We start from the raw sequence: 14778 nt of genomic DNA, 5'->3' as shown, positions 1-14778 counted from the left end.
CCTCGGGTCAGTAGATCTCGGACGCCGCCAGCCTCACCTGCTTGAGCAGCAGGTCCGCGCCCGGCGCCAGCAGGTGATCCTGCTGGCGGATGATGCCGAAGGCGTCCATCTTGCAGGGCAGCTCGATCGGCAGGATCCGCATCACGTTGAGCGACGCGTAGTACTGCGCCACTTCCTGCGGCATCACGTGCAGCGAATCGGTCTGCTGCAGCAGCGTGGTGATGAGCAGCAGCGCGGTGGTGTCGACCACGTTCACGGGCGGCTGCAGGCCGGCGCGGCGGAACATCATGTCGAAGCGGTGGCGCAGAATGCTGCCGGGCGGCGGCAGGATCCAGGGCTGGTCGGCGATGTCTTCCAGGCGCAGGTCCCTGGCCTCGAGCAGCGCGTGGCCGGGACGCACCACGGCGCAGGCGGGTTCCTCGGTCAGCTCCTCGTACACCAGGCCACTCGAGTCTTCCTTCTCCAGGATGCGGCCGATCATGAAGTCGAGCGTGCCGCGCTGGAGCTTGTCGAGCAGGACGTTGCTGGGCTCGAGGTGCACGCCGATGCGCAGCAAGGGCGCCTGCTCCTTGATGCGCGCGATCGCGCGCGGCAGCAACGCCATCGCCGGCGACATGATGACGCCCACTTCCACCTGCCCAGACAGGCCCGCCTTCAGGGCAACCAGGTCGTCGTGCGCCAGCGCCAGGCTGGTGAGCGCCATGCGCGCGTGGCGGATCATGGTCTCGCCGTAGATGGTCGGTTCCATCCCGCGCGGGAGGCGCTCGAACAGGCGCACCTCCAGCATCTCTTCCAGGTCCTTGATCTGCTTGGACGCCGCCGGCTGCGTCATGTGGAGTTCCTCGGCCGCACGGTGGATGTTGCGGTAATCGTCCAGCGCGATCAGGAGCAGCAGCTGGCGCGTCTTGAGACGCGCCTTCAGAAACCAGTTGGGGTTCGTCGTATCCATCAGGAAATCATATCATTTGTGATATCGATCCAATGGAAATACCGCTCGGCGGCTATCACTTGCAGCCAGGCGACGGATTGGCGGCCGGTCCTTCCGCCGATTGCGCCACCGGCAGCATCTTGCCGTCCGGGCCGTAGTGCAGTTCTTCCACCGCGACAGAGCGGCGGAATTCGCCGCCGGTCGGCAGCTTGCCGTTGTGGTAGAAGATGTAGGACTTGCCGTTGAACTCGACGATGGCCTGGTGGATCGTGTTGACGTTGCTGTTCTTTTCCATGATCACGCCGCCGAAGGTCCAGGGGCCGGTGGCGGTCGGGCCGCTCATCACCACGGTCTCTTCGGGGAATTTGCGCGAGTACGAGAGGTAGTAGGTGCCCTTGCGCTTGTGCAGGTAGGCCGCTTCCACGAAGTTGTCGAGGCCCACGGTGTGGATCGGTCCGTCGAGCTCGATCATGTTGGGCTTGAGCCTGGCGTACTTCATCACCGTGTTGCCCCAGTACAGATAGGCCTGGCCATCGTCGTCGATGAACACGGCGGGGTCGATGTCGTCCCAGGGGATATCGGTTTCCCTGGTCATGTCGTTGGTGATCAGGGCGGTGCCGCGCGCGTCCACGAAAGGACCGGTCGGGCTGTCGGAGACGGCCACGCCGATCGCCTTGCTCTTGAGGGCGGCGTGGTCCACGGTCGAATAGAAATAGTACTTGCCATTGCGCTTGACGATGTCCGAGGCCCAGGCGTCGCGCCCGGCCCACTTGAAGGTGCTGTAGCGCAGCGGCGAACCATGGTCCGTCCACTTCTTCATGTCGCAGCTGGAGTACACGCGCCACTCGTTCATCACGTACTCCTTGCCGCCGACCGGCGCCTCGTCCTTGCCGACATAGAGGTAGACGCGGCCGTTATCGACCAGCGCGGCCGGGTCGGCCGTGAAGATGTCCTTCACGATGGGATTCGAAGCCCCGGCCAGGGGCGCGGCCAATGCAGCGGCCAGTCCGGCCACGAGTACGGACATCTTGTTCATCACGTCTCCTTATATATTGCTTTTATTTATTAGCTTTGCTTCTGACGGAAGCCCATCAGGCGTTGGACCACGCAGAACACGAACAGCAGCGCGCCGATGACGATCTTGGTCCACCAGGAGCTGAGGGTGCCGTCGAAGGCGATCAGGGTCTGGATGGTGCCGAGCACCAGCACGCCCGACAGCGCGCCGAGGATGTAGCCGTAGCCGCCGGTCAGCAGGGTGCCGCCGATGACGACCGCCGCGATGGCATCCAGCTCGGTGCCCTGCGCATGCAGGCCGTAGCCGGACAGCATGTAGAACGAGAACAGCAGGCCGCCCAGCGCCGCGCAGAAGCCGCTGAAGGCATACACCGCTACCTTGGTGCGGCCCACGGCGAGGCCCATCATCGCGGCCGACTGTTCGTTACCGCCGATGGCGTACACCGCGCGTCCGAAGGACGAGTAATGCGCCATCCACACCGCGAGCAGCAGCATGGCGATCGCGATCAGCGCGCCAGGGGACAGGAAGCCGCCCAGGAAAGGCAGCTGGGTCTGCGACATGGCCACGAACAGCGGATCCTCGATGGTGATCGACTCGATGCTGATCAGGTAGCACAGGCCACGCGCCAGGAACATGCCGGCCAGGGTGACGATGAAGGGCTGCAGGCGGAAGACGTGGATGATCGCCCCCATGGCGCCCCCGAAACACGCTCCGCCCAGCAGCACGAGCGCGATCACGGCCAGCGGCGGCCAATGCGCCGCCTGCAGCAGCCAGGCCGCCACCATGGTGCTCAGGGCCAGCACCGCGCCCACCGACAGGTCGATGCCGCCCGAGAGGATCACGACACCCATGCCGATGGCGAGCACCAGCAGGAATGCGTTGTCGATCAGGAGGTTGAGCATCACCTGCAGCGACAGGAAGCCGTCATAGGCCTGGCCGCCGGCCAGCAGCATGGCCGCCAGCAGGACCACGGTCGCGGCCGAGGTGAACCAGGGCGCATTTGTCACGTTCTTCATGCCGCCCTCCTCTTCCACAGGCTCTTGAACTGGTCGGACTGCGAGATGCAGACCAGGAACACCACGCTTGCTTTCACGACCATGTTGACCTCGGGCGGGACGCCCAGCGAATAGATGGTGTAGGTGAGCGTCTGGATGATCAGCGCCCCGATGATGCTGCCCATCAGCGAGAACTTGCCGCCGGCAAGCGAGGTGCCGCCCAGGGTGACAGCCAGGATCGCGTCCAGCTCCAGCATCAGGCCGGCGTTGTTGGCGTCGGCGCTCTTGACGTTGGAACTGATCATCAGACCGGCCATGCCGGCGCAGGCGGCGCTGAACACATAGACGAAGACGACCAGAGCCGCGGTGCGGATGCCGGCCAGGCGCGCCGCCACCGGATTGATGCCGACCGCCTGGATGAACAGGCCCAGCGCCGTGTGCCGCAGCAGCAGGCTGGTGGCGGCGAAGACCGAAATCACCACGAACAGCGCGAACGGCAGCCCTGCTAAGTACCCGCTGCCCAGGAAGAAGAAGGGCTGGTAGTAGACGGTGACGATCTGGCCGTCGGTCAGCAGCTGGGCCAGGCCGCGCCCGGCCACCATCAGGATCAGGGTCGCGACGATCGGCTGCAGGCCCAGGCCCGCCACCAGGGCGCCGTTCCACAGCCCGCACAGCACGGCCGCACCCATGGCTGCCAGCAGCGCAAGCCCCATCGGCGTCTGCGCCACGTACTCGGGCACGCCGTTGTTGATGACCATGGTGCCGCCGATGAGCATCGAGGCGACGGTGCCGGACAGGGCCACCACCGCGCCCACCGAAATGTCGATGCCGCGCGTGGCGATCACCAGGGTCATGCCGATCGCGGCCAGCATCAGGGGCGCGGCGCGGTTGACGATGTCGACCAGGCTGCCGTACAGGTGGCCGTCCTTGATCTCGAGGTGGAAGAAGCCCGGAATCAGGAGGAAGTCGATCAGGAGCAGCAGGGCCAGCGCAGCCAGGGGGCGGAACAGCGCATGCTGGAAGACCGAGGGCCGGGACGGCGTGGCGGGGGCCAGCACCGTTTCCTTGACGGCGACGTTCATGCGCTGCCCTCCCCGGCGATCACGTGCAGCACCGAACTGTCGTCCAGCTCACCGCGGCCGTACTCGCCGCAGGCCTTGCGGTCGCGCATGACCACGATGCGGTCGCTCACGCGCAGCACCTCGGGCAGCTCGGACGAGATGAACAGAATCGACATGCCCTTGCGGCACAGGGTGGTAACGTAATCCATGATTTCCTGCTTGGCGCGCACGTCGATGCCGCGCGTCGGTTCGTCGAGGATCATCAGCTTCGGCTCGGTGGCCAGCCAGCGGGCCAGCAGGACCTTCTGCTGGTTGCCGCCGGAGAGCGTGCCGATCGGCGTCTCGATGCTCGCCGTCTTGATCCCCAGTTGTTTCACATAGTGGGCGGCCAGTTCCTGCTGGCGGCGCATCGGGATGGCGCGCAGCAGTCCCTGGCGCGCCTGCAGCGCCAGGATCAGGTTCTCGCGCACCGACAGGGCCAGGATCGCGCCCTCGTGCTTGCGGTCTTCCGAGCAGAAGCCGATGCCCTGTTGGATGGCGTCGCGCGGCGTGGAGAACACGCGGCTGCGGCCATCGATCTCGATGGCGCCGCTGTCGGCCTTGTCGGCTCCGAACAGCAGGCGCGCGGTCTCGGTGCGGCCGGAACCGAGCAGGCCGGCCAGGCCGAGCAGCTCGCCCTTGCGGATCTCGAGGTCGATTGGGTTCAGGACGCCCTTGCGCGCCAGCGCCTTGGTGCGCAGGAAGGTCTCGGTGGCTTCGCCAGCCGCGGCACAGGCGCTGCCGCTTTCTTCTTGCGCCTCGGCCGGCGCACCGATCATCTTGTTGACCAGGGCCAGGCGCGACAGCTCGCTGCACAAGTATTCGCCTTCGCGCTCGCCGTTGCGCATCACGGTGATGCGGTCGGAGATCGCGTAGGTCTGGTCGAGGAAGTGGGTGACGAACAGGATCGCCATGCCCTGCTCGCGCAAGCCGCGCAGCACCGAGAACAGCAGCTGGACTTCGTTCTCGTCCAGGCTCGAGGTGGGTTCATCGAGGATCAGGACCTTGCTCGAGATGTTCAGGGCGCGCGCGATCGCCACCATCTGCTGGATCGCGAGCGGATAGCTCGACAAGGGTTGACTAACGTCGACGTCGATCTGCAGGCGCGCCAGCAGTTCGCTGGCCTGGCGGCGCATGCCGCGCCAGTCGATCATGCCGAAACGGCGCGGATAGCGTCCAATGAAGATGTTTTCCGCGACCGACAGGTTCGGGCACAGGTTCACCTCCTGGTACACCGTGCTGATGCCGAGCTGCTGGGCGTCCTGGGTGGAGCTTGGTGCGATCTCCCGGCCATCGAGCATGATACTGCCGCGCTCGGGCTGGTAGACGCCGGTGAGGACCTTGATGAGGGTCGACTTGCCGGCGCCGTTCTGGCCCATCAGCGTGTGGACTTCGCCGGGGAACAGGCGCAGGCCCGCGTCCGACAGCGCCTTCACGCCCGGGAATTGCTTGTGGATGCCGGTCACTTCCAGGACCGGCGCCACGGTGGTCGAGGCGAGCATGGCCGCCTCAGTATTTACGGTTCGGGAATTCCTTGGCCGCGACTTCAGCTGGGAACACACCCTCGTTCACGGTAATACGCTTCGGTACCGGCTTGCCCGCCTTGACCATTTGCGCGGTCTGGATCAGCTGCGGCCCGAGCAGCGGGTTGCACTCGACGGTGACGTTGAGCTTACCCTGCAACATGGCTTCGAACGCGCCGCGCACGCCGTCGATCGACACCACCAGGATGTCCTTGCCCGGCTTCAGGCCCGCTTCCTCGATGGCCTGGATCGCGCCGATCGCCATGTCGTCGTTGTGCGCGTACAGCACGTTGATGTTCTTGCGGTCGGACTTGAGGAAGGCTTCCATCACTTCCTTGCCCTTGGCGCGGGTGAAGTCGCCGGTCTGCGAGCGGATGATCTTCAGCTTCGGATGGTCCTTGATCACTTCCGCGAAGCCGGCCTTGCGGTCGATCGCCGGCGCCGAGCCGACGGTGCCCTGCAGCTCGACGATGTTGTAGCTGCGGTTCGGATTCTTCTTCTGGTGCTCGACCAGCCAGCGCGCGGCGCGGCGGCCCTCTTCCACGAAGTCGGAACCGATGAAGCTCACGTACAGCGAGGGATCGCTCACCTTGACGGCGCGGTCGGTGAGGATGACCGGGATCTTGGCGGCCTTGGCTTCGCGCAGAACGGTGTCCCAGCCGGATTCCACGACCGGCGAGAAGGCGATCACGTCGACGCGCTGGGCGATGAAGGAGCGGATCGCCTTGACCTGGTTTTCCTGGCGCTGCTGGGCGTCGGCGAATTTCAGGTTGACGCCGGCCGCCTTGGCGGCGCTCTTGATCGAGGCGGTGTTGGCGGTGCGCCATTCGCTTTCGGCGCCGACCTGGGAGAAGCCGATGGTGAGGGGTTTGGCGGCGTAGGCCGGCATCGCGGCGGCGATCGCACAGGCGGCGGCGCTACCCAGGAGGGTTCTGCGGGTGAGGGTCATTACCTAGTCTCCGGTATTGTTGTTTCGCAATCGTAAGACAAAGTGTGATGCTGATCCAATCATATTTGTGCTTGAGTAGATACCGGATTCGATATCACTACCCTGGGGCCTTCCCTTCCTTGCATGCACGATGCATCAAAACGGGGTTTGGACTGATTCGACAGGGACAACTGCTGCATACTCGACTACTATTATTTCCACAAGACAACATGGAATGGAATATGGGTCGCCGCAGCAATAAGGGTTTGGTCAACGATCTGGTCGCTCTGCCTTGGCAGTTCAGTGCCGTGCTGGCAGTCAGCGCGTTTGTCGGTATCCGCTGGGTGCTGCCGGGTTTTCTGCCCGAGCGCGGGCCGCTGTCGGCACTGAAACCGGATCTCGACGCGCTGTCCTGGATCGTCTTTGTCGCACTGGCTTTCATGGCAGTGCTGGCAGCGCTGCGTACCGGGTTTCGAGGCTCGGACCATCGATCCGGGTCCAGCCGGCAGCGTGCGCGCATGCGCGCCGTACCGGATGCGGCGCCAGCCGCGAAGCCGGACCCTGCGCGCCTGCCCGCCGCAGCGACGGCGTGGTCGAGCGAGGCACTGCGCATGCTGGAATGGAAGCGCTTCGAGCTGCTCTGCGCCAGCTACTATGAAGCTGTCGGCTTTACCACGGCGACCCTGGCCGCGGGGCCGGACGGCGGCATCGACGTCAAGCTGTTCAAGGTGGATCCGGCGAAACCCCTGGCGATCGTCCAGTGCAAGGCCTGGAACAGCCATCCGGTCGGGGTCAAGGAAGTACGCAAGCTGCTCGGCGTGATGGTGCACGAAGGCGTCGGGAGAGGCATCTTCGTCACCACCGGGAGCTATACAGCCGACGCGCTGCAGTTCGGCGCAGCAAACCCGATCCAGCTGCTCGACGGCGAAGCGTTCGTCAAGAAAATCCTCGCCCTCCCGCTCGACAAGCAGAAGGCGCTGCTCGATGCCGCCTTCGAAGGCGACTACCGCACACCGACCTGCGCCTCCTGCGGCACCAAGATGGTCGCGCGCGACAGCAAGCGCGGCGCATTCTGGGGCTGCATCTACTACCCGCGCTGCAAGACGACGCTGGCGATGCGCGCCTGAAGCTCCGCTAGCGCAGCAGGCGCAGCCCGTACAGCCCGCCCGCGATCGATCCCGGCCTGGCCACGAAGCGCACCGACAACGCGTTCGGCCTGGCCTGCAGGATGGCCGGCGGCAGCGCGTAGTCGACGGTGTAGAACTCCTGGGCGGCATCCTTGGCAAGCGTCACTTCGGCCAGCATCACCCCATTGACCTCGATATCGAAGCGTCGTCCCGCATCGGCCCTGGCAAAGGTGAGCCTCAACAGTTTGGCCTCCCCTTTCGGATCCTTCAGCTCATAGCTGAACCATTTCTTCGCATGGCGCCAGTGGCGCCCGCCGTTCACGCCCGCATCGATACCCTCGCCCTTGAAGAAGTGGTCGGATTCCGGTTGCTGCTCGCCCGGCGCCACCTGATCGATGGTTCGGGCGTCCAGCGCCAGCCGGTCCGCTTCGCGGGCGGCATTCTCGGCCCGCATGCGCTCGAAATTGGCCGGCGTCGCATGCTGCCAATACATCGTGTAGCGCGACTCGTGCAGGCGGAAGAAGGGAATGAACTCGGTCGCGCTTCCCGCGGCGCCCTGCACCAGCCCCGGCGCCGTGAAGGTCAGCGGCTTGCCCTTCACCGGCTTGAAGCGGCGCAGGAAGTCCAGCGAGTCGCTCACCAGCATCGGCGCCGCCTCCAGTGGACACACCGGCCCGCCCGCGATGTGGCCCATGCGCGACTCGTCGGCCAGGTAGTTCAATTGCTCGTCACCGAACATGCGGGTCTTCGCGGCCAGCACGATGGGGCCGTGCAGCACGGCGTAGTAGTTGGACTGGTCCGGCATCTGCTCCAGGCGCGTGCTCATCGGCAGTTGCACCTCGACCCGGTCGCCCTTCTTCCACGCGCGCTCCAGGCTTACGTAGCCGCCTGGCGCCGCGTCAAACTTCACCGCACTGCCGTTCACCTTCACCACCAGCTTGCCGGCCGCGACCCAGCCCGGATAGCGGATCTTCATGGTGAAGCTGCCCGGTTCGTCCACCGTCAGGCGCGTGCTGCCCTCATCCGGGAAGCGCGTCGACTGGGTGATGCGCACGCCCTTCTCGCGCCAGTGCAGGGTCGAAGGGATAAACAGGTTCACAAACAGCGCATCGCCCTCGTGCGCGTAGATGAATTCGCCGTACTTGGCGTGGCTCTCGATGCCCGAACCGACGCAGCACCACATGCCCTTGTCGACCTGCGAATACACCCGGTAGTGGTTCGGCCGCATCGGCGTGAAGTAGACGAAGCCGCCGCCCGGGCACTGCGAGGACAGGATGTGGTTGTACAGCGCGCGCTCGTAATAGTCGCCGTAGCTGCCCTTCTGCTCCGACTGGAACAGCATGCCGGTCAGCTTGAGCATGTTGTAGGTATTGCAGGTTTCCGGCCCCTCGACCTCGCCGATCATGGAACCGAAGTCCCCGGTGTCGTGGAAGTGCTCCTTGACGCTGTTGCCGCCGATCGCCACCGAACGGCGCTCGACCACCGTCTGCCAGAAGAACTCCGCGGCCTTATCGAGGTCCTGGCGCCCCGTCATGTCGGCGATGCGCTTGAAGCCGATTACTTTCGGAATCTGGGTGTTGGCATGCAAGCCGGTCAGCTTGTCCTCTCCTTGCGCCAGCGGCTGCAACACCGCCTGGTGCGAAAAGCGCAGCGCCAGCGCCAGGTACTTATCGTCGCCCGTCATCTGCGCCACGTCGGCGAGAATCTCGTTCATGCCACCATGCTCGGCGCGCAGCATCTGCTGCATCTGCTCCTCGCTCAACTGCGCGCTCAGGCGCAGTGCCCAGTCGGACAGCGCAATCAGCATCGCGCGGGCATCCACGTTGCCGGCGTAGCGGTGGGCGTCGCGCAGGCCGGCGTAGACCTTGTGCAGGTTGTACCAGGGGACCCACTTGCCGTTGACCGAGAAGTTGCTGGCGTCCAGCTTGCCGGCCGCGATGTCGCGCCAGGCCTGGCGCCCGCCGGGAATGCCGCCCAGGTAGCCGTCGCCGTTCGCTTCCTGCGCGCGCTTGAGCTCCGCCACGAAGTAGTTCAGGCGGCGCAGCACCTCGGCGTCGCCGGTCGCGGCGTACATCAGCGCCAGGGCCGACAGGTAGTGGCCGCCCATGTGGCCGTCCAGCCCCGTCGATTCCCAGTTGCCGTAGCTCGGCTGGCGCGGATTCAAGCCGGCCTCGCGCAGGAACGGGGCCAGCAATCGGTCCGGCTCCATCGCCATCATGTAGTTCAGGTCGGTGGTCTGGGCGTCGAGGAAGGGGCCGGGCTTCAGGCGCACGTCGGCCAGCGGGAACAGCTCGGCCGCCTGGATCCAGGCGGATGACACGAACAAGGCAATTGCGGCAAGGCGGAGCTTCATGGCAGGCGGACGCTCTGGTAACGGTTGAGTTCAGACTGGTCGACCAGCGGCCAGCCGTCGCCGTCCCACTTCATCTCCAGCACTTTCAGCTTCTGCTTGTAGCGGTCGGCGCTTTCATAGGCGTGCAGCACCATGACATCCTTGCCGTCGAAGGTGTAGGCGCTGTTGTGGCCCAGCCCCTTCCAATCGCGGTCGCCCTGGATGACGAGCCTACCGCCGCCCTTGGCCATGTCCACGCCCTGGCGGTCGAGGTAGGGGCCGGTGATGGCTTTGGCGCGGCCGACCACCACCTTGTAGGTGCTGTCCTTGCCCTTGCAGCACAGGTCCCAGGAAGCGAACAGGTAGTACCAGCCGTTCTTCCGGAAGATGAACGGCGCCTCGATCTGGGCCGGACCGGCTTCCTCATCCGGCACGTAGGCCGGACGGTCGCGCCGGGCGATGGTGTGCCATTCCTGCGGTTCGGCCAGCCTGGTGCGGCTGGCGTCGAGCTTGACGAGCTTCAGGCCGGTCCAGAAGGAGCCGAAGGACATCCAGGGCGTACCGTTCTCATCGTCGATCACGTGCGAGTCGATGGCGTTCCACAGGTCGCGCCCGGGCACCGACTGCAGGACCATGCCCTGGTCTTCCCACTTGTAGTTCGGGGAGCGCGGGTCGAGCGTGCTGTTGGTGGTCACGCCGATGCCGGAGGTGTTCTTGCCGAAGCCCGACACCGAGTAGTACAGGTAGTACTTGCCCTTGTGGTGGTAGATGTCCGGCGCCCAGATGTGGTCGTTGAAGGTCGGCGCCGCGGTCTTGGCCCAGGTGGGCTGGCCGGCGAAGACGCGGCCTTCCGGCTTCCAGGACTTCATGTCGGTCGAGCTGTAGAGGGTGATGCCGGGGCCGGTGCTGAAGAGGTAGTACTTGCTGCCCTCTTTCGCCATCACGGGGTCGTGGACTTCGAGCTGGGCGGCGGAGGCAGGGAGCGTCGTGGCGAGCGCCAGCGCACCCGCGCTGAGGCGGGAAAGTAGAGACATTGCGAACTCCAGAATTGTCGCGATCCGTAGGGTGGGCGGGTCCCCCGCCCACGCGGCGATAGTTTGCTGCGAGATCGACGGGCACGAAATCGGAGCCGCTATCGATCACCGCGTGGGGTAATCCTGGCCAGTGGCCAGGATTACGAGCCGCCCACCCTACCAATTACGCGTCGACGGATACCACCACGACCGACTTGGCCGGCACCTTCAGCGTCAGCTTGCCATTAACCGCCTTGGCGCTGTACGGCGCCGGCTTGATGGCCTGCGGCTTGTCGAAGGTGTTATGCGCATCCATCGCCTCGGCGGTCAGCACCTGCCCGGTGGCGCCGCTGGCGGCCTGGCCCTTCAGGTCGATGTTCACGTCGCTGGCCTGATGCGGGTTGGTGTTCACCAGGGCCACGTAGACCTTGCCGTCCTTGCCGCGCGCGCTCGATGCGCTGATGCCCGGGATGCTCTGGTTGTCGCTCGAGTAGGCAACGTCGTTGTTCACGGCCGTCGGCAGCGAGGTCGCGTCCTGGAACGGGATGTACATCTTGTAGGCGTGGTAGGTCGGGGTCAGGAGCATCTTCTCCTTGTCGGTGATGATCATCGCCTGCAGCACATTGACCATCTGCGCGATGTTCGTCATGCGGACACGCTCGGCATGCGCATGGAAGATGTTGAAGTTCAGCGCCGCCACGACCGCGTCGCGCAGGGTGTTACGCTGGAACAGGAAGCCCGGATTGGTGCCCGGCTCGACGTCGTACCAGGTGCCCCATTCGTCGACGTAGAAGCCGATCTTCTTCTGCGGGTCGTTCTTGTCGAGCACCGCCAGGTTGTCGCGGATGAGCTTATCCATGCGCATGGTCTGGCGCATGGTCGAGAACCATTCCGATTCCGGGAAGCCGATCGCGGCGCCCTTCTTGTCCCAGTTGCCGGTCGGGAGCGTGTAGTAGTGGAAGCTGATGCCGTCGGTGCCGCGCGCGGCTTCGCGGCTCAGCACGTCGGTCCACTTGGTGTCGTTGTCGTTGCCGCCGCTGGCGACGATCTTCGGACGCGCGTTCGGCGGCGTCTTCAGGAAGGTGGCGTAGTGGTTGTACAGCTGCGCATAGTATTCCGGCTTCATGTTGCCGCCGCAGCCCCAGGCTTCGTTGCCGATGCCGAAAAAGGCGACCTTGAACGGCTCCTTGCGGCCGTTCTTGCGGCGCTGCTCGGCCAGGGTCGACTTGGTGTCCGAGGTCATGTACTCGAGCCACTCGGCCATCTCCTGCGGGGTGCCGGAGCCGAGGTTGCCGTTGACGTAGGCTTCGGTGCCGAGGATGTCGACCAGGTCGAAGAACTCGTGGGTGCCGACCGCGTTGTCCTCGGCCACGCCGCCCCAGTGGGTGTTGACCTTCACCGGGCGCTTGTTGCGCGGGCCGATGCCGTCGCGCCAGTGGTATTCGTCGGCGAAGCAGCCGCCCGGCCAGCGCACCAGCGGCACCTTCAGTTCCTTCAGGGCGCCGACCACGTCGTTGCGCCAGCCGCGGGTGTTCGGGATCTTCGAGTCCGGACCCACCCACAGGCCTTCATAGATGCCGGTGCCGAGGTGTTCGGCGAACTGGCCGTAGACGTTCTTGTTGATCACCGGGCCCGGCTTGGTGGCGTCGATGCTCACCTTCACCTGGGCGAAGGCCGAGGCCGATGCAAGGACGCTGAGCGCGAGGATGGTCGGTTTGAATACGTTCACTGCTGTCTCCTGGTTTTACGAACTCTTATTGGAATACGGCGACGAAGCCGCCGTGCGCTTTGATACTGATCTTGTGCTTGCCGCCCTTGCTGCCCGTGAAGCGCGACTGGCTGAAGGCGCGCTCGCCCTCGCCGTCCGTGATGAGGGTGCCACCCGCTTTGCCGATGAAGGACAGGTCCAGCTCGAGCGCCTTATCGGCTGCGTCGGCATTCAGGCCGGCCACGTACCAGGCCTTGCCTGCCCTGCGCGCGATCACGACATGGCGGCCGGGGTAGCCGTCGACGAAGCGGGTCTCGTCCCAGCTGCGCGGCAGGTCCTTCAGGAAGCCTTTCACATAGGCGGGCGCGCTGGCCATGCCTTCCGGCGTGTCGGCGAAGTGCTGGATCCCGGACAGGAACAGCACCGACTCGGCCAGCTCGAAGCCGTTGCGGGTCTTGCGCTGGATCTTGGGGATATCGCCGAACACGGTGGGCGTGAAGTCCATCGGGTCGAACAGGTTGCGCGTGAAGGGCAGCATCGCGGCATGGGGCGCGACCACGTCCTGGTCGCTTTGCTCGAAGGTGGTGAACTCGAAGCCGCGCACCGCCTCCACGGTCATCAGGTTCGGGTAGGTGCGCGACCAGCCCCGCGGCAGCGTGGCGCCGTGGAAGTTCACCAGGAGACCCGCCTTGGCGGCATCGTTCAGGATGTCGACGTAGTAGGCGATCATCGACTGGCCGTCGCCGGCGAAGAAGTCGATCTTCACGCCCTTGACGCCCATCTCAGCCAGCTTCGCAAATTCCCGGGTGCGCCCTTCGCGGGTGAGCAAGGCGCTCTTCGGCGTGAACGGGGTCTTGTTCCAGTCGCCGGACGAGTTGTACCAGACCAGGATGCCGATGTTCTTCCTGGCGCCGTAAGCGACCAGCTCGCGCATCTTCGCGTCGCCGATACTGCGGTCCCAGCCGGCGTCCACCAGGGTGTACTCCCAGCGCATATCGGCGGCGTAGTCGATGAACTTCTTCTGGACCTCGAAAACGGTGCCCTCATCCTTCAACAGCGCCCAGCTCCACGAGGCGTGGCCGGGCTGGACGCGCGCCTTGTCGAAGGCGATGGCCGGAGCGGCCAGGTCGGTGCCGAGCGTCGATTCGACCAGGGTTTTCAGGGAACCGAGCGCGATGACGCGCCAGGGCGTCAACAGCTCGCCCTTGCTTTCCGCCAGCAGCGCGCCGTTGGTGAACACTTCGGCGGCCATCGGAGAAGCGAGCCGGTAGCGGCCTTCCGGCGCCTCGGCGTCCAGGCGCGAGGCGTGGAAGCTGCCGTCCATGTTCGCCTCGGTCAGCGCCACCCAGGTGTCGCCGGTGCGGAACAGGGCCGGGAACACCCAGCCGGCGGGCATCGGGGACCGGGTGCCGACCGCGATCTCGCGCTGGTAGTGCTCTTCGTAGGACGGGTTGGTATTCGCCCAGCCGGTCTGCGCCACCGCCATCGGCTGCAGCCAGGCCTTGGCCGACTTGTCGAAGCTGAAGCCGGTGGCCTCGGAGATGAACTTCTTGTGCGGCAGCGCCGGCTCGGCTACCCGATAGCGGAAGGCGACGCCGTCGTTCGAGACGCGGAAAGCCAGGTCCATGGCCTGGCCCTGGGCGTTGCGCACGGTGTAGACCTGTTCGTTTGCGGCGTAGGTGATGCGTCGCTTCTTGCCGGTGGCGAGTTCGTAGCTGTCGCGGACCGGCTTGATGGCGGAGGTCGAAGCGATCTTGAGCCCGGTCGCGAGGTCGGCGCCTTCCAGTCGCAAACCGAGCGGCGACGGGAGGATGACGGGTTTACCGTGGCGGGCGACCGTATAGGTGAGTGCGCCGTTCGAGGCGGCGCTGAGGGTCACGGCAATGTGGCCATCGGGGCTGGTCAGGGCGGCGGCGTGCGCCTGGGTGCTGAAGATGGCGGCAAGGGCCAGGATAGTGCGATTCAAAGCGGTCATGGGAAAGCTCCTTTACCGCGTCGTTCCGGCAAAGGCCGGAACCCAAGTTTGCGTGTATTCAGGCGAAATTGGGTCCCGGCCTGCGCCGGGACGACAGATCATGGGGAAGTGGTGGAAACGACGATAGCGGCACA

11 protein-coding genes are annotated in these 14778 nt (G+C 65.3%); 1 reads left to right on the top strand and 10 read right to left on the bottom strand.

The window, feature by feature from the left end:
- Positions 1 to 7 precede the first annotated feature (7 nt).
- The 6 genes from ACK6C6_RS09775 to ACK6C6_RS09750 are packed head-to-tail and all read right to left on the bottom strand — an operon-like array spanning position 8 to position 6510.
- Entirely contained in the window at positions 8 to 949 is a 942-nt protein-coding gene (locus tag ACK6C6_RS09775) for a LysR family transcriptional regulator (protein WP_036217497.1), read from the bottom strand.
- Between the two features lie 55 nt (positions 950 to 1004).
- Entirely contained in the window at positions 1005 to 1964 is a 960-nt protein-coding gene (locus tag ACK6C6_RS09770; RefSeq protein ID WP_409267122.1) for a glycoside hydrolase family 43 protein, read from the bottom strand.
- Positions 1965 to 1993: 29 nt separating this feature from the next.
- On the bottom strand, positions 1994 to 2959 hold the full coding sequence (gene yjfF, locus ACK6C6_RS09765) for a galactofuranose ABC transporter, permease protein YjfF (RefSeq protein WP_409267121.1): 966 nt from the start codon (positions 2957 to 2959) through the stop codon (positions 1994 to 1996).
- Positions 2956 to 4020: an ABC transporter permease gene (locus ACK6C6_RS09760; RefSeq protein ID WP_409267120.1), complete on the bottom strand. Its 1065-nt coding sequence runs from the start codon at positions 4018 to 4020 to the stop codon at positions 2956 to 2958. The genes yjfF and ACK6C6_RS09760 overlap by 4 nt, the downstream gene beginning before the upstream one ends.
- Positions 4017 to 5540, bottom strand: a complete 1524-nt coding sequence (locus ACK6C6_RS09755) for a sugar ABC transporter ATP-binding protein (protein ID WP_209586453.1) — start codon at positions 5538 to 5540, stop codon at positions 4017 to 4019. The genes ACK6C6_RS09760 and ACK6C6_RS09755 overlap by 4 nt, the downstream gene beginning before the upstream one ends.
- Before the next feature lie 7 nt (positions 5541 to 5547).
- Positions 5548 to 6510: an ABC transporter substrate-binding protein gene (locus tag ACK6C6_RS09750; RefSeq protein ID WP_292039180.1), complete on the bottom strand. Its 963-nt coding sequence runs from the start codon at positions 6508 to 6510 to the stop codon at positions 5548 to 5550.
- Between the two features lie 245 nt (positions 6511 to 6755).
- Between ACK6C6_RS09750 and ACK6C6_RS09745 the strand changes: the two genes are divergently transcribed.
- Complete coding sequence (locus tag ACK6C6_RS09745; protein ID WP_409267119.1) at positions 6756 to 7616, top strand: restriction endonuclease; 861 nt, start codon at positions 6756 to 6758, stop codon at positions 7614 to 7616.
- A 7-nt stretch (positions 7617 to 7623) separates the two neighbouring features.
- Here ACK6C6_RS09745 and ACK6C6_RS09740 read toward each other — a convergent pair whose 3' ends face one another.
- The 4 genes from ACK6C6_RS09740 to ACK6C6_RS09725 all read right to left on the bottom strand — a co-directional run bounded on the left by ACK6C6_RS09740 (position 7624) and on the right by ACK6C6_RS09725 (position 14644).
- Positions 7624 to 9969 carry a beta-L-arabinofuranosidase domain-containing protein gene (locus ACK6C6_RS09740; protein WP_409267118.1) on the bottom strand — a complete coding sequence of 782 codons (2346 nt, stop codon included), beginning with the start codon at positions 9967 to 9969 and terminating at the stop codon, positions 7624 to 7626.
- A complete protein-coding gene (locus ACK6C6_RS09735) occupies positions 9966 to 10982 on the bottom strand; it encodes an arabinan endo-1,5-alpha-L-arabinosidase (RefSeq protein WP_409267117.1) in 1017 nt (338 codons plus the stop codon). The genes ACK6C6_RS09740 and ACK6C6_RS09735 overlap by 4 nt, the downstream gene beginning before the upstream one ends.
- Positions 10983 to 11145: 163 nt before the next feature.
- Complete coding sequence (locus ACK6C6_RS09730; protein WP_409267116.1) at positions 11146 to 12690, bottom strand: alpha-N-arabinofuranosidase; 1545 nt, start codon at positions 12688 to 12690, stop codon at positions 11146 to 11148.
- 25 nt (positions 12691 to 12715) lie between these two features.
- On the bottom strand, positions 12716 to 14644 hold the full coding sequence (locus tag ACK6C6_RS09725; protein ID WP_409267115.1) for a glycoside hydrolase family 97 catalytic domain-containing protein: 1929 nt from the start codon (positions 14642 to 14644) through the stop codon (positions 12716 to 12718).
- Positions 14645 to 14778: the final 134 nt, after the last annotated feature.

It is taken from the genome of Massilia sp. BHUDP2 (genome assembly GCF_046236355.1).
GTDB classification, from domain to species: Bacteria; Pseudomonadota; Gammaproteobacteria; order Burkholderiales; family Burkholderiaceae_D; genus Telluria; species Telluria varians.
This window is presented reverse-complemented; position numbering and strand designations above follow the sequence as displayed.